Annotated in this window: 16 protein-coding genes; 12 read left to right on the forward strand and 4 right to left on the reverse strand. The window is 62.2% G+C overall.

What is annotated here, in order from left to right:
• The 3 genes from PAQ31011_RS23600 to PAQ31011_RS23610 form a co-directional block, all read right to left on the reverse strand.
• The coding region (locus PAQ31011_RS23600; RefSeq protein ID WP_150578114.1) for an ureidoglycolate lyase at nucleotides 1–407 on the reverse strand (407 nt) is incomplete at its 3' end.
• Between the two features lies 1 nt (nucleotide 408).
• The gene (gene alc, locus PAQ31011_RS23605) at nucleotides 409–1434 is read right to left on the reverse strand and encodes an allantoicase (RefSeq protein ID WP_150578115.1); all 1026 of its coding nucleotides are present in this window, start codon (nucleotides 1432–1434) and stop codon (nucleotides 409–411) included.
• Nucleotides 1435–1545: 111 nt separating this feature from the next.
• The gene (locus PAQ31011_RS23610) at nucleotides 1546–2871 is read right to left on the reverse strand and encodes a C4-dicarboxylate transporter DctA (RefSeq protein ID WP_150578116.1); all 1326 of its coding nucleotides are present in this window, start codon (nucleotides 2869–2871) and stop codon (nucleotides 1546–1548) included.
• A 414-nt stretch (nucleotides 2872–3285) separates the two neighbouring features.
• On the opposite strand from PAQ31011_RS23610, the gene PAQ31011_RS23615 reads away from it, so the two are divergent.
• From PAQ31011_RS23615 to PAQ31011_RS23650, 8 genes are all read left to right on the forward strand, one after another.
• The gene (locus PAQ31011_RS23615; protein WP_246179761.1) at nucleotides 3286–4122 is read left to right on the forward strand and encodes an SDR family NAD(P)-dependent oxidoreductase; all 837 of its coding nucleotides are present in this window, start codon (nucleotides 3286–3288) and stop codon (nucleotides 4120–4122) included.
• 2 nt (nucleotides 4123–4124) lie between these two features.
• Nucleotides 4125–5735, forward strand: coding sequence for an alpha,alpha-trehalase TreF (gene treF / locus PAQ31011_RS23620; protein WP_217424891.1), 1611 nt, complete (start codon nucleotides 4125–4127; stop codon nucleotides 5733–5735).
• 153 nt (nucleotides 5736–5888) lie between these two features.
• Entirely contained in the window at nucleotides 5889–6650 is a 762-nt protein-coding gene (locus PAQ31011_RS23625; RefSeq protein ID WP_150578117.1) for a FadR/GntR family transcriptional regulator, read from the forward strand.
• Nucleotides 6651–6845: 195 nt separating this feature from the next.
• Nucleotides 6846–7991, forward strand: a complete 1146-nt coding sequence (gene carA / locus PAQ31011_RS23630; RefSeq protein ID WP_150578118.1) for a glutamine-hydrolyzing carbamoyl-phosphate synthase small subunit — start codon at nucleotides 6846–6848, stop codon at nucleotides 7989–7991.
• A 33-nt stretch (nucleotides 7992–8024) separates the two neighbouring features.
• Nucleotides 8025–8705 (forward strand): leucine efflux protein LeuE, encoded by a 681-nt coding sequence (gene leuE, locus PAQ31011_RS23635; protein WP_150578119.1) that lies wholly within the window; start codon nucleotides 8025–8027, stop codon nucleotides 8703–8705.
• 18 nt (nucleotides 8706–8723) lie between these two features.
• Entirely contained in the window at nucleotides 8724–11966 is a 3243-nt protein-coding gene (gene carB, locus PAQ31011_RS23640) for a carbamoyl-phosphate synthase large subunit (RefSeq protein WP_039397142.1), read from the forward strand.
• A 304-nt stretch (nucleotides 11967–12270) separates the two neighbouring features.
• A complete protein-coding gene (gene greA, locus PAQ31011_RS23645) occupies nucleotides 12271–12747 on the forward strand; it encodes a transcription elongation factor GreA (protein WP_039397144.1) in 477 nt (158 codons plus the stop codon).
• On the forward strand, nucleotides 12731–13246 hold the full coding sequence (locus PAQ31011_RS23650; RefSeq protein WP_150578120.1) for a DUF4149 domain-containing protein: 516 nt from the start codon (nucleotides 12731–12733) through the stop codon (nucleotides 13244–13246). The genes greA and PAQ31011_RS23650 overlap by 17 nt, the downstream gene beginning before the upstream one ends.
• Nucleotides 13247–13385: 139 nt before the next feature.
• On the opposite strand, the gene yhbY is transcribed toward PAQ31011_RS23650, so the two are convergent.
• Nucleotides 13386–13886: a ribosome assembly RNA-binding protein YhbY gene (gene yhbY / locus PAQ31011_RS23655; protein WP_039397147.1), complete on the reverse strand. Its 501-nt coding sequence runs from the start codon at nucleotides 13884–13886 to the stop codon at nucleotides 13386–13388.
• A 156-nt stretch (nucleotides 13887–14042) separates the two neighbouring features.
• On the opposite strand from yhbY, the gene PAQ31011_RS23660 reads away from it, so the two are divergent.
• From PAQ31011_RS23660 to glmM, 4 genes are all read left to right on the forward strand, one after another.
• Nucleotides 14043–14693, forward strand: a complete 651-nt coding sequence (locus PAQ31011_RS23660) for an RlmE family RNA methyltransferase (protein ID WP_150578121.1) — start codon at nucleotides 14043–14045, stop codon at nucleotides 14691–14693.
• A gap of 119 nt (nucleotides 14694–14812) precedes the next feature.
• On the forward strand, nucleotides 14813–16687 hold the full coding sequence (gene ftsH, locus PAQ31011_RS23665; RefSeq protein ID WP_150578122.1) for an ATP-dependent zinc metalloprotease FtsH: 1875 nt from the start codon (nucleotides 14813–14815) through the stop codon (nucleotides 16685–16687).
• A 461-nt stretch (nucleotides 16688–17148) separates the two neighbouring features.
• Nucleotides 17149–17928, forward strand: a complete 780-nt coding sequence (folP, locus tag PAQ31011_RS23670; protein WP_246179770.1) for a dihydropteroate synthase — start codon at nucleotides 17149–17151, stop codon at nucleotides 17926–17928.
• A gap of 125 nt (nucleotides 17929–18053) precedes the next feature.
• Entirely contained in the window at nucleotides 18054–19397 is a 1344-nt protein-coding gene (gene glmM / locus PAQ31011_RS23675) for a phosphoglucosamine mutase (RefSeq protein WP_150578123.1), read from the forward strand.
• Nucleotides 19398–19763 lie beyond the last annotated feature (366 nt).

Consider the following 19763-nt stretch of genomic DNA (forward strand, 5'->3'; position numbering starts at 1 on the left):
ACCTCATCCAACGCCAACAACGGGTGATGCCACACACCCTTCGCATAGTTCACACCCTGCCATCCATCCGACACGAATGCGCGCATCTCGCTCACGTCCAACTCGCCCGCCGGTGCTACCACCACCAGGTACGGCGTCGTCTTCAACGGGATGAACGCCTGACTGCCCAACGGGTGACGCTCCAACATCTTCACCTCGTACGGCAACTGACGCGGCTGACCACGGAAGACGTTCACCAACGTGCGCCCACCCTCCGGGCCCAGATCCACCGTCGCCAAATCATGGAATCGCTCGGTCGTCCCGCCGTTGATCGCGAAATGCTTCGCCCCCTCCAACTCGATCACGTCGCCAAACGGCGCAAACGCCTCTCGCGTCAACCGCTCGATCTTCAACGTCGGTGCTGCCATGTCACGCTCCTTTCTTTTCACTCAACCGGCCCCACAGACGCAGACGCGATACGCCACCGTCCGGAATGATGTTGAAGCGGATGTGCGTGATCGCCCCCAACTTCTGTACCTGCTCGTCGTAGTAGAACTGCTTGTCCATCGCCAACTTCTGCTCCGGCAACAACACCGGCCAGAACATCGATTGCGTAATCAGCGACTGTTCGGTGCCGCCCGTGACGTACGCCGCCTGAATGGAGCAGCGGTCGGGGAAGTTGCCCTTGAAGTGCGCCGTGTCGACTTCGATCTTGCCAATCTCGCCCGGCTGCGCCAACGCAATAATCGCCCAGTCATTACCCGGCTCACGACGACGGCGCGTTTCCCATCCATCACCCATGTTCACACCACGGCCCGGCATCAACAGGTTCGACGCCAATCCGAAATGCTGGTTGTTTGCTGCGACCACGTAGCCGCCGTTTTCCATTGCGATGAGGTCGATCAACTCATCACGCGAACGGCCCGCCCAGTCACTCTGCGGCAATCCGTACAGGCGCAGACGCGCCAGACCACCGTCCGGATACAGGTTCACGCGCACGTGCGTCGCTGCGCGCTGCTGCGTGATGGCATGGTAGTGGTGCGAGTTGCCCTGCAAGGTGGTCGACGGCAACAGTTCGAACCATTCGGCGGAATCGCTCGGTGCGCCATTCGGGCTGTAGCAGCCCTCAAGCGAAGCCGCAGGCGGGAAGTTGCCGGTGAAGTGGCTGGTGTCCAGATCGACGCCGAACAACACACCCGGTCGCGCCAGCTTGACGATGCACCAGTCATAGCCGTTCACACGCTTGCGACGTGTCTCCCAACCGTCCATCCACTTGCCGTTCTCGTCGTACTTGCCCGGGATGAAGACAGCCGGCTCCGGGTTGAGCATGCGCTCTTTGGCCGCGAAGAATTCGTCGGTGGCGACGAGCGCTTCAGCACCCAGACGCGGGTCGGCCAAATTCACATAACGGCGCACGAAGTCCGGTGCGTTCGGGTCTTGGGGGACGAGGGCCATGTTGCTATTAACTCCAGATGATGATGCCGACGCGATAGTGCTGGGCGTCGGCAGAAAATGCTTGGTTGGTTTGAGGGCCGCAGCACTCGCTACGGCCCTCGTATGTCTTGCTCAGCGCGTCAGTGCAGCGTTCGCCGGTGCGGCTTCGATGCCGTCTTCAGACGTCGCAATCGGCTCGTACGGCAAGTCGCCATTGAGCACTCTGTGCGCTCTTGCGAAGTCGACGTCTTTTTCCCACGCGGCCACGACGAGGGTCGCCACGCAGTTGCCCAACAAGTTGGTGATGGCTCGGGCAATGCCCACGAACCAGTCGACCGGCAGAATCAGCACAAGGCCGATTACGGGGATGGCGGGAATGGCTGCCAGCGTCGCTGCCAGAATCACAATCGCCGAGCCCGGAATCCCATGCGCACCCTTCGACGTCAGCAGCGACACCAGTACCACCAGAATCAGGTCGTGCATGGACAGCGGTGTGTTGGTCGCCTGCGCAATGAAGATCACCGCCAGCGTCAGGTAGATGGAGAAGCCGTCGAGGTTGAATGAGTATCCCGTCGGTACGACCAGACCGACCGTCGATTTCTTGATGCCCATCCATTCGAGTTTGCGCATGATCGCCGGCAACACCGCATCGGACGACGCCGTGCCCAACACGATCGACAACTCTTCACGGAAGTACTTGATGAACTTGAAGATGTTGAAGCCCGCAAGTCGCAACACGCCACCCAGCACCACCGTCACGAACACGAAGCAGCTCGCGTAGAACACCAGCACGAGCAAACCCAGTTGCTTGAGCGACGATGCGCCGTATTTGCCCGTCGTAAATGCCACCGCGCCCAGCACGCCCAGCGGCGCGAGCCGGATGATGAACGCCATCACACGGAAGAAGACGTGGCTGAGATCTTCGATGAAACGCGCCACCGGACGGCCCCGCTCGCCCAACGCCGCCAACGCACAACCGAACATGACGGAGAAGACGAGGATTTGCAGGATGTCGCCCTTGGCAAAGGCGTCGGTAATGGTGTCGGGGATGATCTTCAGCAAGAAGCCCGCCGTGTCTTTCAGGCTCTTGGCATGCTCGGTGTAAGCGGCCATCGAACCCGCATCCAGACTGCGGATGTCGATGTTCATGCCCGCACCCGGACGCGTCACCCACGCCAGCACCGCACCAATGACCAGCGCGAAGGTGGTGATGATCTCGAAGTACAAGATGGCCTTGACGCCCACGCGGCCTACTTTACGCAAGTCGCCCGCACTCGCCATGCCGCTCACGACGACGCAGAAGACGATCGGGCCAATCACCATCTTGATCAGCTTCAGAAAGCCATCGCCCAACGGACGCAACGACTCTCCCAACTGCGGAAACCAGATGCCTAACGCCACACCCACTATCAACGCAATAACGACTCGGCCAAACAACGAACGAAACAGCTTGGGCATGGTTTGTCTCCTCTGCCTGCGCAAATCACTCTCTAGGATTTCGCAATCTCGATTTCAACGGCTTGAACGGACTGCTCTCGGGGGCTGATTCTTTACCGCTGTACGTCTCACTTCAGGTCACGCGCGGCGTCATCGTCGGCCGCCAACACCAGCTTTCATCAGTGTAAATCGACAAGTCATACCGGTCTGACCAGTGGTGTTATGGAGAATATTAGAAAACCAATATAGTGAGGTCAAGGACTGTCGTTTGAGGGGATTCCCTAGGGCGAAGGCATGCGACTGCGTTAGCCGGTGCGTGTAGGGGGAATCGCTCGTCGTCGCTCGTAAGTCGTTGGTTTTACTGGTCGAATCGGGCGAAATTTGTGTGAACTTCGCTTTCCGGCCTGCGGTCGCACTGGCATCTGGTGCTCAGTCTTGGCATCCGCCGCCGAGGACGACGGTCAGGGCGCACAGACCTCACTTCTGGCTCATCAGGGAGGCGACATGCGAATGAAGGACACGGTGGTACTCGTCACCGGCAGTGCTCAGGGGATCGGACGCGCTATCGCGATTCGTCTCGCCCAGGAGGGCGCTCGCATCGTGGTGGAAGACCGGCAGGACAATGCGATGGCCGAGCAGACGCTCGACTCGGTTCGCGCCGCCGGCAGCGACGGCTGTGTGATCGCGGGAGACGTCGGGCGCGTGGAGGATGACTACGCCGTCATCGAGCAGGCCGTCGCCAAAATGGGACGCCTCGATGTGCTGGTCAATAACGCCGGTGTCGAACGGCGCGCCCCGTTTCTCGACGTGACGGAGGCCGATTACGACCTGGTCATGAACGTCAATCTCAAAGGGGCGTTCTTTCTCACGCAAGCCTTTGTGAAGCACTTGCGTGATACGCAGCGCGGCGGACGTATCGTGAACGTCAGCTCGGTGCACGAGGAGTTGCCGTTTCCTCACTTCACGAGCTATTGCGCGAGCAAGGGCGGCATGAAGATGATGATGCGTAATCTCGCCATCGAACTCGCGCCGCTCGGCATCACGGTGAATAACGTCGCGCCCGGTGCTGTCGGCACCCCCATCAATCAGCAATTGCTCGCGAACAAGGCTCAGCTCGAAGCGCTGGTCGCAAACATTCCGCTCGGCCGCCTCGCGAACCCCAGCGAAGTGGCGAACGCCGTGCTGTTCCTCGCTTCGCCCGAAGCCAGCTATGTGACGGGCACGACGCTGTTCGTCGACGGCGGCCTGCTCTGGAACTACGCGGAGCAATAACGATGACCGACACCGCACAACGCACGCTCGCCATGGGCGGCATGACACCGGACGTTGCCCACTGCGCACCGTCTGACATCCTCACGCCGGACGACCGCTATCAGGAGCTTTTCGTCGCCGTGCAAACGCAACGCATCTTTGCCGATAGCAAGACGTTCGTGGACTGCGCGCCCTCGCTCGCGCCCGAAGAGGTTCTCCGCCGCTATCGCGAAGACGCCGACAAACCCGGCTTCGATCTGTCGCGCTTCGTCGGGACTTATTTCACGCTGGAGCGCACGCCACCCAGCGAATATGTGTCCGATCCGGGGCAAGGCCTCGTCGAGCATATCGACGGCCTTTGGGATGTGCTCACGCGCACGCCGGAAGCGCATCCCGCCTATAGCTCGCTGCTCCCGTTGCCGCGCGCGTATGTCGTGCCCGGCGGACGCTTTCACGAGCTCTATTATTGGGACTCCTATTTCACGATGCTCGGCCTCGCCAACAGTGGACGCCACGATCTGCTCGTGAGCATGGCCGACAATTTTTCCTTCCTCATCGATACGTACGGCCACATTCCGAACGGCAATCGTACTTACTATCTGAGCCGCTCGCAGCCACCTATGTATGGCCTGATGGTGGAACTGTTCGAGTCGCATGGCGTGGCGCGCGCTATCCGTTATCTGCCGCATCTGCGCCGCGAATACGATTATTGGATGGACGGCGAAGCGTCGCTGCGGCCGGGCGAGGCTTATCGGCATCTCGTTCGTCTGCCCGACGGCTCACTCCTCAATCGCTATTGGGACGAGCGCGACACGCCGCGCGAAGAGGGGTATCTGGAAGATGTGACGACGGCACGCGATGCGCCGCAACGTCCTGCCGGTGAGGTGTACCGCGACCTGCGCGCAGGCGCGGCCTCGGGCTGGGACTTCAGCTCACGCTGGCTGGGCGACGCGAACGACCTGTCGTCGATTCGCACCACGTCGATTCTGCCCGTCGACCTGAACAGCTTTCTCTTCGCCACTGAGCGGCACATCGCCCGTCTCAGTGATGCGGCCGGGGATGTCGACGCGGCGCTGGCCTTTGCGAAGCGGGCGCAGGCGCGTCAGGACGCGATGACGCGGCATCTCTGGTCGGACGCCGACGGCGCGTTTGTCGACTACGACTGGCAACTCGGCGAGCAACGGACGCAATTGTCGGCGGCGATTGCCGCACCCCTGTTCTCGGGCCTCGCCACGCGCGAACAGGCGCACCGCTCGGCGGTCGCGATGGCCGAGCGTCTGCTGGCGGCAGGCGGGTTGCGAACGACGGAGACGTCGAGCCTTCAACAATGGGACCCGCCCAACGGTTGGGCACCGCTCCAGTGGATTGCCATTCACGGCTTGCGTAAGTACGGAGAGAACCGGCTCGCAGGGGACATTGCCCATCGCTGGCTCTCGACCGTCGGCTCGCTCTACGCGCGCGAGAGCAAACTCGTCGAAAAGTACTCGCTGCACACGAGCGACGCCATGAGCGCCAGCGGCGGTGGTGGCGGCGAGTACCCGCTTCAGGATGGCTTCGGCTGGACGAACGGTGTGGTGCGGCGTCTGCTCGGCGATCACCCGGAGCATCACGCCCATCAGGTGAAGGCAGCGTGAACCCATAGCGGGGCAGCACGCAGGGCAGGGATGACGCAAACCCGATGCCCCCGCCCGCCGGGCTTTCCCGACCGGTGGGGCTGTGTTGCCGTGGGGAGAAATTTGGCGTCGTACAATGCGTCATACGCTTACCCACACGCCTTGTGAGGACCCATGAAGCATTCGGCGCATGCCGTAACCGACGCCGCCGTCGCCACGATCCGCGAGCGCATCGAACGTCAGGTCTATCCCGCCGGCGCGATGCTGCCCTCGCAACGTCAACTCGCCGAGGAACTGGCCATCAGCCGCGCCTCGCTGCGCGAAGCCCTCTCCACGCTCGAAGCGCTCGGCATGGTCGCGATCCGTCCCGGCAAAGGTGTCTATGTGAACGACGCCTCCGCCCGCATCGGCGTCGCCTGGCGCTTCGCCGACCAGATTTCGCTCGCCGACACTTATCAACTGCGCTACGCACTGGAAGGCTTCTCGGCCCGGCTCGCAGCGCACGCGGCCAGCACAAGCGAGATCGATTGGCTGACCGATAACGTCGAGTCGATGAAGGGCGCGCTGATCGAGGGCGACGTCGACACCGCCGCGCAACTGGATTTCGCGTTCCATTTGCGCATCGTCGGCCTCGCAGGGAACGCCGCCATCGCCGATATCCTGCGCGGCAGCACGGAAATCGTCATGGAAAGCCAGCGCCTGCCGTTTTATCAGCGAGAACTGGTGCTCTCCACCTATCATGAACATCTGGAGATCCTCGACGCATTGCGACGCCGCGACGGTGCTGCTGCAGGCGCTTCGATGGAGCGCCATATCGTGCTGGCGGCCCAGCGGGCCGGTATTCACTTCCCTATCCCCTCTGCGTATCCGTCGGCCGAAGGGGTTGCCTCCCGGGAGTCCGCAGAGCGTACTGGTGCATCACACGTTCAGCTTTGAGAAGATCCGGATTTGCGCTATACTTTGAAGGTTTTAGTCATTTAACCCTCACCCTAGCGCCTACCCGCCCGACATCTCGTCCGCCGCCCGAGCATCCGCTGTGCGCATATTCCGCGCAATTCCGGTGCCCGCGCTGATGTCATCGCTAGCGGACGGTGAGGCTGGCAGCAGGGGTGAACCCTCCAGGAGTTTCCCGTGCTGCCGTCATTCTCACCCGCCATTCTCGCGCTCGCTGACGGCACGGTCTTTCGTGGGTACGCCATCGGCGCTGCCGGTCACACCATCGGTGAAGTGGTCTTCAATACGGCCATTACCGGCTATCAGGAAATCCTCACCGACCCCAGCTATGCGCGCCAGATCGTCACGCTGACGTATCCGCACATCGGCAACACGGGCGTCAACGGTGAAGACGTCGAAGCCACGAAAGTCCATGCCGCCGGCCTGATCATCAAGGATCTGCCGATCCTCGACTCGAATTTCCGCGCCAACAAGACGCTGTCGCAGTACCTGAAGGACGAAGGCGTGGTCGCCATCGCCGGCATCGACACGCGACGTCTGACCCGTATCCTGCGCGATAAGGGTGCCCAGAACGGCTGCATCCTCGCCGGCGAAGAAGCCGACGAAGCCAAGGCCATCGCCCTCGCACAATCGTTCCCCGGTCTCGCCGGCATGGACCTCGCCAAGGTCGTCTCCACCACGGAGCAGTACGCGTGGACGGAAACGGAATGGACGCTGGAAGAAGGCTACGGCGAACAAAAGGATCCGAAGTTCCACGTGGTCGCCCTCGACTACGGCGTCAAGCGCAACATCCTGCGCATGCTCGCCCAGCGCGGCTGCAAGGTCACGGTGCTGCCGGCCCAAAGCTCGGCCGACGACGTGTTCGCGCTGAACCCGGACGGTGTGTTCCTCTCGAACGGCCCCGGCGATCCGGAACCGTGTGACTACGCCATCGCCGCGACCAAGACGTTCCTGGAACGCCGCTTCCCGACTTTCGGCATCTGCCTCGGCCACCAGATCATGGGGCTGGCCGTCGGCGCGAAGACGCTCAAGATGAAGACCGGTCACCACGGTGCCAACCACCCGGTGAAGGATCTCGATACGGGCCGCGTCGTCATTACGTCGCAAAACCACGGTTTCGCCGTGGACGCGAACAGCCTGCCGGCCAACGCGCGTGTCACGCACGTGTCGCTGTTCGACGGCACGCTGCAAGGCTTCGAACTGACGGACCGCCCGGCATTCTGCTTCCAGGGTCACCCGGAAGCGTCGCCCGGCCCGCACGACATCGGCTACCTGTTCGACCGCTTCGTGCAGTCGATGGCCGACGCCAAGCAGCCCGCGTAAGCGACACAAGCAAGCGATAGGAAAACACGCACCATGCTCGGAAACTCGATCGGCATCCTCAACCTCTGGACGTATCTCGCCGGGGTCGTGGTCGTCATTCTGCTGCCAGGGCCGAACTCGCTCTACGTGCTGGCCGTGGCCGCACAGCGCGGGGTTCGCCAGGGGTATGCGGCCGCTTGCGGCGTGTTTCTGGGCGACACGGTACTCATGACGCTGGCAGCCGCTGGTGTGGCGTCGTTGCTGCACACGCAGCCGGCGCTGTTCTTCGTGGTGAAGTACCTCGGCGCGGCGTATCTCTGCTGGATGGGCCTGAACATGCTGCGCGGGGCAATCGCCAACGTGCGGGCGGCTCGGGCTAAATCGGATTCGATGGCGGACACGACAGTCGCCGCACCGAAACAGGTCGACGCCGATCACCCGTTCAAGCGCGCCCTGTTCATCAGTCTGCTGAATCCGAAAGCGATCCTGTTCTGCGTGTCGTTTTTCATCCAGTTCGTCGATCCGGGCTACGCCTACCCGGCCGTGTCGTTTGCGGTGCTGGGCGTCATCGTACAGACCTGCAGTTTCCTGTATCTGAGCACGCTGATCCTGGCCGGTTACCGCCTGGCCGAGCACTTCCGGCGACGTCGCCGGTTGAGCGCCGGGGCAACCGGCGGCGTGGGCGCGTTGTTCGTCGGCTTCGGTGTGAAGCTCGCGACCGCGACGCTGAGTTAAATTTTTGTTGAGAACGTTATGCCAAAGCGCACAGACATCAAGAGCATCCTCATCATCGGCGCCGGCCCGATCATCATCGGTCAGGCATGCGAGTTCGATTATTCCGGCGCACAGGCCTGCAAGGCGCTGCGCGAGGAAGGCTACAAGGTCATCCTGATCAACAGCAACCCTGCCACGATCATGACCGACCCGGACACGGCCGATGTCACCTACATCGAACCGATCACCTGGGAAGTCGTCGAGCGCATCATCGCCAAGGAACGCCCGGATGCCATTCTCCCGACGATGGGCGGCCAGACCGCGCTGAACTGCGCGCTCGACCTGCATCGTCACGGCGTGCTCGACAAGTACAAGGTGGAGCTGATCGGCGCATCGCCGGAAGCCATCGACAAGGCTGAAGACCGTCAGAAGTTCAAGGACGCGATGACCAAGATCGGTCTCGGTTCTGCCAAGTCGGGCATCGCCCACTCGATGGAAGAAGCCCTCGCCGTGCAGGCGCAGATCATGGCCGAGATCGGCGGTAGCGGTTACCCGATGGTGATCCGTCCGTCGTTCACGCTCGGCGGCTCGGGCGGTGGTATCGCCTACAACCGCGAAGAATTCGAAGAGATCTGCAAGCGCGGTCTCGACCTCTCGCCCACGCGCGAACTGCTCATCGAAGAGTCGCTGCTCGGCTGGAAGGAATTCGAGATGGAAGTCGTGCGCGACCGCGCCGACAACTGCATCATCGTCTGCTCGATCGAAAACCTCGACCCGATGGGCGTGCACACCGGTGACTCGATCACCGTCGCACCCGCGCAGACGCTGACCGACAAGGAATACCAACTGCTGCGTAACGCATCGCTCGCCGTGCTGCGCGAGATCGGTGTGGAGACGGGCGGCTCGAACGTCCAGTTCTCGATCAACCCGAAGGACGGCCGTATGGTCGTCATCGAAATGAACCCGCGCGTGTCGCGTTCGTCGGCGCTGGCCTCGAAGGCCACCGGCTTCCCGATCGCCAAGGTCGCCGCGAAGCTGGCCGTCGGCTACACGCTCGACGAACTGCGCAACGAAATCACCGGCGGCGCTACGCCGGCTTCGTTCGAACCGACCATCGACTACGTCGTCACCAAGGTGCCGCGTTTTGCCTTCGAGAAGTTCCGCGAAGCCGACGCCCGCCTGACCACGCAGATGAAGTCGGTCGGTGAAGTGATGGCCATGGGCCGCACGTTCCAGGAATCGTTCCAGAAAGCCATGCGCGGTCTGGAAGTCGGTGTGGACGGTCTGGACGAAAAGTCGACCGACCGCGACGAAATCGTGGCCGAAATCGGCGAACCGGGCCCGGACCGTATCTGGTACGTGGGCGATGCATTCCGTCTGGGCATGAGCCTCGAAGAGGTGTACGCCGAGACCGCTATCGACCCGTGGTTCCTCGCCCAGCTCGAAGCCATCGTCAAGAAGGAAAAGGCGCTGTCGGGCCGCACGCTCGCAAGCCTGACGACCGAAGAACTGCGCTTCCTGAAGCAAAGCGGTTTCTCGGATCGTCGTCTGGCCAAGCTGCTCGGCACCGATCAGACTGCTGTGCGTAAAGCCCGTATCGCGCAGAAGGTGCGTCCGGTCTACAAGCGCGTGGATACGTGCGCTGCCGAATTCTCGACCAACACGGCTTACATGTACTCGACCTACGAGGAAGAGTGCGAAGCCCAGCCGACCGACAAGAAGAAGATCATGGTGCTGGGCGGTGGCCCGAACCGTATCGGTCAGGGTATCGAGTTCGACTACTGCTGCGTGCATGCCGCGCTCGCCATGCGCGAAGACGGCTACGAGACCATCATGGTCAACTGCAACCCGGAAACGGTGTCGACGGACTACGACACGTCGGATCGTCTGTACTTCGAGCCGGTGACGCTGGAAGACGTGCTGGAAATCGTCGACCTCGAAAAGCCGGTCGGCGTGATCGTGCAGTACGGCGGCCAGACGCCGCTCAAGCTCGCACTGGATCTCGAAGCGAACGGCGTGCCCATCATCGGCACGAGCCCGGACATGATCGACGCCGCGGAAGACCGCGAGCGTTTCCAGAAGCTGCTGCATAAGCTCGGCCTGCGTCAGCCGCCGAACCGTACGGCCCGCGCAGAAGACGAAGCGCTCAAGCTGGCCGCCGAAATCGGTTACCCGCTGGTGGTGCGCCCGTCGTACGTGCTCGGCGGTCGTGCGATGGAAATCGTCCACGAGCCGCGTGATCTGGAGCGCTACATGCGCGAAGCCGTCAAGGTGAGCCACGACAGCCCGGTGCTGCTCGATCGCTTCCTCGACGACGCCATCGAGTGCGACGTCGATTGCATCTCGGACGGTAAGGACGTCTACATCGGCGGCGTGATGGAGCACATCGAACAGGCAGGCGTCCACTCGGGCGACTCGGCTTGCTCGCTGCCGCCGTACTCGCTGTCGGCCGAGACGATTGCCGAACTCAAGCGTCAGACGGCCGAAATGGCCAAGGCGCTGAACGTGGTCGGCCTGATGAACGTGCAGTTCGCGATTCAGCAGGGCAACGGTGTCGATACGATCTACGTGCTGGAAGTGAACCCGCGCGCGTCGCGTACGGTGCCGTACGTTTCGAAGGCTACGGGCCGCCAACTGGCCAAGATCGCTGCTCGTGCGATGGCCGGTCAGTCGCTCACGTCGCAAGGCATCACGAGCGAAGTCGTGCCGCCGTATTACAGCGTCAAGGAAGCCGTGTTCCCGTTCGTGAAGTTCCCGGGCGTCGACCCGGTGCTCGGACCGGAAATGCGCTCGACGGGTGAAGTGATGGGCGTGGGCCGCACGTTCGGCGAAGCGCTCTTCAAGTCGCAACTGGCGGCCGGTTCGCGTCTGCCGGCTTCGGGCACGGTGCTGCTGACGGTGAAGGACGCCGACAAGCCGCGCGCGGTCGAAGTCGCTCGCATGCTGCACTCGCTGGGCTACCCGATCGTCGCCACGCGTGGCACGGCGGCGGCCATCGAAGCCGCAGGGATTCCGGTGCGCGTGGTCAACAAGGTGAAGGACGGCCGTCCGCACATTGTCGACATGATCAAGAACGGCGAAATCGCGCTGGTGTTCACCACGGTGGATGAAACCCGCACGGCAATCGCCGATTCGCGCTCGATCCGTATGTCGGCGCAGGCACACAAGGTCACGTACTACACGACGATCTCGGGCGCCCGTGCAGCGGTGGAAGGTCTGAAGTATCTGCAAAACCTTGAGGTCTATGACCTCCAGGGCCTGCACGCGCAACTGCCGGCCTGAGTGTTGGCGGATGACGCGGGTTCGCTCGGGGCGACTGGCTTGGTGAGCTGAGTCGGCTGCGTCGGGCGAAGTCGCAAAACAATGGCGCGTTCGTTGGGGAACTGATCTCCGCCGGACGCGCCAAATGCTTTAAATGTGCTCGCAGTGTGGCCACGCGCTGCGCGACCGGTCCTCCGGTTGGCAGCGTCGGCAACTCTGCTACACTAACGCAACATAGGTGTCACAGCCGCGGTCGAGCGGCGTTCGCAAAAAGTGCGAATGCGGCTTCGCTGCGGCAATTTTTTTGTCTTTCGGAACAACGCGCATGAGTACCATTCCTCTGACCAAGCGGGGCGCTGAACTGCTCAAGGAAGAGCTGCACCGCCTGAAGACCGTCGAACGTCCGCATGTGATCACGGCGATTGCTGAAGCCCGTGCGCAGGGCGATCTGTCGGAAAACGCGGAATACGACGCTGCCAAAGAAAAGCAGGGCTTCATCGAAGGGCGTATCGCCGATCTCGAATCGAAGCTCTCGGCAGCACAGATCATCGATCCGTCGGTGCTGGACGCCGAAGGTCGCGTGGTCTTCGCCGCGACCGTCGAACTCGAAGACCTCGAGAGCGGCGGCACGGTGCTGTATCAGATCGTCGGCGACGACGAAGCTGACCTGGAGCACGGCAAGATTTCGGTGAGTTCGCCGATTGCGCGTGCATTGATCGGTAAGTACGCAGGCGATGTGGCCGAAGTGCAGGCCCCGAGCGGCGTGCGCGAGTACGAGATCATCGATGTCCGCTACGTCTGATGTGACGTTTGCCAGCGGCGCGCCGCGGCTGGAACGACTGTTCCGCCTGATCGCGACCGTCTGGTGTGGCAGCCAGTGGGCGATCGGCTATATCGTCGCCCCAACGCTGTTCGCTGTGTTGGAATCGCGCATGGTGGCCGGCACGGTTGCCGGTCGACTGTTTCACACGCAAGCGTGGCTCAGTCTGGTGTGCGGCGTGTTGCTGGTCTGGCTGTCCACCGCGCTGATTGCGCGCACGGCCGATGCTCAGGCAGCGCGCAGCTATCGTGGTCTTCGCTGGCTCGCGGTGGCAATGATGGTGTGCGTGCTGATCAGCTCTTTCGGCCTGCAGCCGTTGATGGCCGATCTGCGCGCACAGGCAGAAGCGTCGGGCGTCGACATTGGCCAATCGGCCTATGCCTCGCGCTTCGGCATGCTTCACGGCATTTCGAGCGGCCTTTATCTGCTGCAAAGCCTGCTGGCGATTGCGCTGATCTGGCGTCAGCCGGTGCGCGGCTAATTGCCGCAGGGCAGGGTGAGACGGAAATCGTCTTCAGTCCTGTCCAATAGTGTCACGCATAAAAAAACGCGCCCGACGATGTCAGGGCGCGTTCTTTTGAGGGCTGGCGGAAGTTGCAGTGTCCGCCACCATCGAGGGCTTAGTCGTTGCGCTGGCGCTTGACGCTGGTCTGGCGCTTCTTGGCGCGCTTGACGATACCGCCGGCAGTCATGCGCTCATTGCCGGCAACCGTCACTTTCTTGACGGTCGGGCGACGACCGGCGTTGGTGCTGGACTTGACGACGGTCACGGTGCGCGGTGCGCGTCCCTTGACCGTGGTGCCGGTGCCGCCGGATTTGCCACGAACCGGCATGGCCGTTTCGTCCGGCGTCGGGCGATACAGAACGAGCAGCTTGCCGATGTGTTGCACCGGCGCTGCACCCAACTGGTCGCAGATGGATTCGTAAATGGCCACGCGCGTGTCGCGTTCGTCGCCGAACACACGCACCTTGATCAGTTCGTGGGCCTTCAGCGCGCCGTCGATTTCCTTGAGCACCGCAGGCGTCAAGCCATCGGCGCCGATCAGAACGACGGGATTCAGCGCGTGAGCGGCAGAGCGCATGTCGGCGCGTTGCGCCGGGGTCAGGGTCAAAGCGGGCATAAAAGACAGAAGACAGACGAGACAAACGAGGTAGGATGCGCCCGCAAATCGAGGCCTGAACACCATTAGCGGCCGATGAAGGCTGCCGGCGGGCTAAAAGATTTTGGGCGCGCAAGGGCGTATTATCCTGCAAATTCGCAGTGTTTTTGAAGAAATATGGCAAAAAACCGTTTCAACCACGCGTGGTTGCACGATCACATCAACGATCCCTACGTCAAAATGGCGCAGCGCGAGGGCTATCGTGCCCGTGCGGCCTACAAACTCAAGGAAATCGACGAGCAGGACCGGCTGATCAAGCCGGGCCAGGTCATCGTCGACCTCGGCTCGACGCCGGGCAGCTGGAGTCAGTACGCCCGTAACAAGCTGGCGGGCGGCAAGCGCGTCGAGGGCGGCATCGACGGGACGATCATTGCGCTCGACATCCTGCCGATGGATCCGATCGCCGATGTCCACTTCCTGCAGGGCGACTTCCGCGAAGACAGCGTGCTCGAGCAGCTCGAAGAAATCGTCGCAGGACGCAAAGTCGACCTTGTAGTTTCCGATATGGCCCCCAACTTGTCGGGTGTGGCGTCGGCCGATGCGGCGCGGATCGAGCATTTGTGCGATCTGGCGCTGGATTTTGCACAGCGACACCTGAAACCGGAAGGGGCGTTACTGGTCAAATGTTTTCACGGCAGCGGCTACAGCCAGATTGTCGAAAAATTCAAACACCAGTTCAAAACCGTGGCGCCGCGCAAGCCAAAGGCGTCGCGAGACAAATCTTCCGAAACGTTCATTCTGGGTCGGGGTTTGAAAAATCCGGCTTGATGCCCGTCAATACAGCGCACTGGCGCTATGGTGGCGGTAGAGAATCACTATAGCGGTGCGCCTGCGAGTGGATTAGAATGAATTCCTGGCGCGAAGCGATTTCATGAAGGAGCAACGCTTTGAACAATAATATGTTTTCCAAAGCGGCGGTGTGGTTAGTCATCGCGCTGGTCTTGTTTACTGTTTTTAAACAGTTCGACAAGCCGCACGTCCAGGAGGGCGTGACGTACTCCCAGTTCATGGACGATGCCAAGAATGGCAAGATCAAGAACGTGGTGGTGCAGGGCCGCAGCCTTCAGGTCACGCCTAGCGACGGCCAGAAGTACACCATCGTGTCGCCCGGCGACATCTGGATGGTCGGCGATCTCATGAAGTACGGCGTTCAGGTCTCGGGTAAGGCCGACGACGAACCGAATGTGCTCATGTCCGCGCTGTACTACCTCGGACCCACGTTGCTGATCATCGGCTTCTGGTTCTACATGATGCGACAGATGCAGGGCGGGGGTAAGGGCGGTGCCTTCTCCTTCGGCAAATCCCGCGCGCGCCTCATCGACGAGAATGCCAATCCGGTCACCTTTGCCGACGTCGCAGGCTGCGACGAGGCCAAGTACGAAGTGGGCGAACTCGTCGACTTCCTGAAAGATCCCCAAAAGTTCCAGAAGCTGGGCGGCCGTATTCCGCGCGGTGTGCTGCTGGTCGGCCCGCCGGGAACCGGTAAGACGCTGCTGGCGCGCGCCATCGCTGGCGAAGCCAAGGTGCCGTTCTTCAGCATCTCGGGCTCTGACTTCGTGGAAATGTTCGTCGGTGTGGGCGCTGCCCGTGTCCGCGACATGTTCGAAAACGCGAAGAAGCAATCGCCCTGTATCGTGTTCATCGACGAAATCGACGCGGTCGGTCGCCATCGTGGCGCCGGCATGGGCGGTGGCAACGACGAACGCGAACAGACGCTGAACCAGATGCTGGTCGAGATGGACGGCTTCGAAGCGAACTCGGGCGTCATCGTGATCGCTGCAACGAACCGTTCGGACGTGCTGGACAAGGCGCTGCTGCGTCCGGGCCGTTTCGACCGTCAGGTCTACGTCGGTCTGCCGGATATCCGCGGCCGTGAGCAGATCCTGAAGGTGCACCTGCGCAAGGTGCCGATCGCGAACGACGTCGATGCATCGGTGATCGCTCGTGGCACGCCGGGTATGTCGGGTGCCGATCTGGCCAACCTCGTGAACGAAGCCGCACTGTTCGCCGCGCGCCGTAACAAGCGCATCGTCGAGATGCTGGACTTCGAAGACGCGAAGGACAAGATCTTCATGGGTCCGGAGCGCAAGTCGGCTGTGATGCGCGACGAAGAACGCCGTGCCACCGCTTACCACGAGTCGGGTCACGCTGTGGTCGCCATGCTGCTACCGGGTGCTGATCCGGTGCACAAGGTCACGATCATTCCGCGTGGCTGGGCGCTGGGTCTGACGATGCAGTTGCCGGAGCACGACAAGTATTCGGAGTACCGCGACACGATGCTCACGCAGATCGCCATTCTGTTCGGCGGCCGCGCAGCAGAAGAAGTGTTCATCAACAAGATGTCGACGGGCGCTTCGAACGACTTCGAGCGTGCCACCAAGCTGGCGCGCGACATGGTGACCCGTTACGGTATGTCGGACGCCCTGGGCCCGATGGTCTACGTCGATACGGAGCAGGATTCGATGTTTGGCCGGATGTCGTCCAAGTCGGTTTCGGAAGCCACGCAACAGAAGGTCGACACGGAGGTGCGCCGTATTCTGGACGAGCAATACGCGCTGGCGAAGAAGCTGCTGGAAGACAACCGCTCGAAGGTCGAATCGATGACCGAAGCCCTGATGGAATGGGAAACGATCGACGGCGAGCAGATTGGCGACATCATGGAAGACCGTCCGCCGCGTCCGCCGAAGGGTGGTCAGTCGAACGGCGGTGCTTCGGGTGGCAACCCGCCGCTCAAGCCCAGCAACACCCCGGCGACCGTCTGACGGACGCCCTGACAGTCGAAAGGCTGTCACCCCAGAAAGGCCGGCATCTCGCCGGCCTTTTTGCATTTGTGGCGGCGAGCAACGCCCGACGTGGTATTTCTCAGGACTTTCACAAAGGTGGATTTCGTTGTTACCGAGTGTTTCCGTCGTCGATGTGACAGTTGAATCCGGTAACATTACGGCCATATGGGGCGTCCGGTACACCGGGCGCGCCGGCCCGACCCGCACCTCAGTCGTACGGGCCGCGATATGGGTTTTATTGAGCTACGAGCTTTCGAATGTCCACCGAGCAGTCGCAATCCCTTTCCTCGTCCGCGCAAGCTGCGCTGACGGGCGTTCCTGCCACCCAAGGTGCCACTGACGACATCGTCCTTCCGGCAAGTGCGTCCGACGCGCCCGCAAGGCCCGATACGCTGGCGTTGGGCCCGCGCTTTCGGCTCGACGCGCACCGCGTGCACGTCATGGGCATCCTGAACGTCACGCCCGACTCGTTCTCCGATGGGGGCAAGTTCGTCGCACGCGACGCCGCACTGCGCCACGCAGAGCAACTGATTGCCGACGGCGTCGACATTCTCGATATCGGTGGCGAATCCACCCGCCCGGGCGCAGAAGCGTTGCCGGAAGATGCCGAGCTTGAACGCGTCGTGCCGATCGTCGAAGCGTTGCGGGACTGTGGCGTGCCGCTCTCCATCGACACCTACAAGCCCGGCGTGATGCGCGCGGTTCTGGCCGCCGGGGCGGACATGATCAACGATATCTGGGGCTTCCAGCAGCCGGGGGCGGTCGAGGCCGTGCGCGACAGCGAAGCGGCCCTGTGCATCATGCACATGCTGCACGACCCGAAGACCATGCAGGACGCCCCGATCTATACGGACGTGGTGACCGAAGTCGCGGCCTTCCTCGACGGCCGTGTCGACGCCATGCTCGCCGTTGGTGTTGCGCCGACGCGTCTCTATCTCGATCCGGGATTCGGTTTTGGCAAGAATCTCGCCCATAATCTCGCCTTGCTCAAACATTTGCGCGTGCTGTCGCGCGACGGATTGCCTTTGCTCGTCGGTATGTCGCGCAAGCGGATGCTGGGCGAAATCACGGGGCGTCAGACGCCGCAGGAACGCCGCGTGGCGAGCGTTGCGGCGGCGATCTGCGCAGCGCAACGGGGCGCTGCGATCGTGCGCGTGCACGATGTCGCCGAGACGGTCGATGCGCTCAAGGTCTGGCAAGCCGTGCGCGATGCCGAATAAGTGGGCAAACCGGCGCAAGTCGGTGCAAACCACATAAGCAGCAAAATAGGCCGATACAAATAACGAATGACGCGCACGCCGGAACACTCCACCGGCGCGACGCGTCAACTGGGAACGATGCAACGATGAAACGACGCTATTTTGGGACCGATGGGATTCGCGGCACGGTGGGTGAGAGCCCGATTACGCCGGAATTTGTGCTGCGCCTGGGCTATGCCGCCGGACGCGTGCTTGCCGGGAATCAATCCTCTGGCCGCCCCACGGTATTGATCGGCAAGGACACGCGTGTTTCGGGCTACATGCTCGAAGCTGCGCTCGAAGCGGGTTTTGCTGCCGCAGGCGTCGATACCATGCTGGCCGGGCCGATGCCCACGCCCGCCGTTGCTTATCTCACGCGCGCGCTGCGTCTGGCGGCCGGCGTGGTGATCAGTGCATCGCACAATCCGTATCACGACAACGGCATCAAGTTCTTCTCCGCCGACGGCAACAAGCTGCCGGATCAGACTGAACTGGCCATCGAGGCCGAACTCGATAACCCGATGAACTGCGTGCGCTCCGAGCAACTCGGCAAGGCGCGCCGTCTGGATGACGCCGCAGGCCGCTACATCGAGTTCTGCAAGAGCACCTTCCCGAACGACTTCGACCTGCGCGGCATGAAGATCGTGGTCGACTGCGCCAATGGCGCGGCGTATCACATCGCCCCGCACGTGTTCCACGAACTGGGCGCTGAGGTCATTGCCATCGGCAATCAGCCGAACGGCTTCAACATCAACGAAGACTGCGGTGCGACCGCGCCGGATGCGCTCATGCGCGCCGTGCGGGCCAACCACGCCGATCTCGGTGTCGCGCTCGACGGTGACGCCGACCGCCTTCAGATCGTCGACAGTGCAGGGCGGCTCTATAACGGCGACGAGCTGCTGTATCTGCTCGTCAAGGACAGACTGGATAACGGTGGCGTGGCCGGTGCTGTCGGCACGCTGATGACCAATATGGCGGTCGAAGTGGCGCTCAAGGGCCTTGGCGTGCCGTTCGTGCGTGCGAAGGTGGGCGACCGCTACGTGCTGGAGCAGTTGTACAAGCACGGCTGGCAGATCGGCGCAGAGGGTTCGGGACACATTCTGTGTCTGGACAAGCACACGACGGGCGACGGCATCGTCTCGGCGCTGCAAGTGCTCGCCGCGATTCGCCGCGCGGACAACAAGCCGCTCGCCAAGTTGCTCGAAGGCTTGCGTCTGTTCCCGCAGCACATGATCAACGTGCGCACGCCGGCCGGTTACGACTGGCAGAGCGATGCCCGTCTGAGCGCCGAGCGCGAGGCCATCGAAGCCCAGCTGGGCGACGCGGGACGTGTGCTCATTCGCGCTTCGGGCACCGAGCCGGTGCTGCGCGTGATGGTCGAAGCGCGCGACGAGTCGCAGGCGACCGGCTTCGCTCAGCAACTGGCAAACGTCGTCAAAGCCGCCGCGTAACTTCTGCAGTGCCTTCCGGCGACGCCCGTCGTGGCGTCGCCAGCCTTCCCGCCGTCCCCTGCGCGAACGCACTCCGTACCTCCCGGAAATTCTCTCCGAGACCCCTCCCTCCCATCATGGCAACTTGAGCGTCCGACGTTCACATTTGTGACAACCGCCTGAGATTCGTCAGAGCATTTCCGACACCGATCCGTCACTGTCACGGTGCTGACACAGGCGGAAAATGAGGGTTCCCGACCCCTGGGTTTTCATTGGGAGTCCTCCGAAACCCGCGCCAATTCGGGATCTTCGCAAAAATGTCACGAACGCTGAAATCCGCATGCAATGTGACGATTCCGAGGCGACTCCGTGACATTGGTATTGTGA

It is taken from the genome of Pandoraea aquatica, assembly GCF_902459565.1.
Lineage (GTDB): Bacteria > Pseudomonadota > Gammaproteobacteria > Burkholderiales > Burkholderiaceae > Pandoraea > Pandoraea aquatica.

Coding starts and splice junctions, on each gene's coding strand:
- alc (WP_150578115.1), bottom strand. CDS start 1,434: ATGGCCCTCGTCCCCCAAGACCCGAACGCACCGGACTTCGTGCGCCGT.
- PAQ31011_RS23610 (WP_150578116.1), bottom strand. CDS start 2,871: ATGCCCAAGCTGTTTCGTTCGTTGTTTGGCCGAGTCGTTATTGCGTTG.
- treF (WP_217424891.1), top strand. CDS start 4,125: ATGACCGACACCGCACAACGCACGCTCGCCATGGGCGGCATGACACCG.
- PAQ31011_RS23625 (WP_150578117.1), top strand. CDS start 5,889: ATGAAGCATTCGGCGCATGCCGTAACCGACGCCGCCGTCGCCACGATC.
- leuE (WP_150578119.1), top strand. CDS start 8,025: ATGCTCGGAAACTCGATCGGCATCCTCAACCTCTGGACGTATCTCGCC.
- carB (WP_039397142.1), top strand. CDS start 8,724: ATGCCAAAGCGCACAGACATCAAGAGCATCCTCATCATCGGCGCCGGC.
- greA (WP_039397144.1), top strand. CDS start 12,271: ATGAGTACCATTCCTCTGACCAAGCGGGGCGCTGAACTGCTCAAGGAA.
- PAQ31011_RS23650 (WP_150578120.1), top strand. CDS start 12,731: ATGTCCGCTACGTCTGATGTGACGTTTGCCAGCGGCGCGCCGCGGCTG.
- yhbY (WP_039397147.1), bottom strand. CDS start 13,886: ATGCCCGCTTTGACCCTGACCCCGGCGCAACGCGCCGACATGCGCTCT.
- PAQ31011_RS23660 (WP_150578121.1), top strand. CDS start 14,043: ATGGCAAAAAACCGTTTCAACCACGCGTGGTTGCACGATCACATCAAC.
- folP (WP_246179770.1), top strand. CDS start 17,149: ATGGGCATCCTGAACGTCACGCCCGACTCGTTCTCCGATGGGGGCAAG.
- glmM (WP_150578123.1), top strand. CDS start 18,054: ATGAAACGACGCTATTTTGGGACCGATGGGATTCGCGGCACGGTGGGT.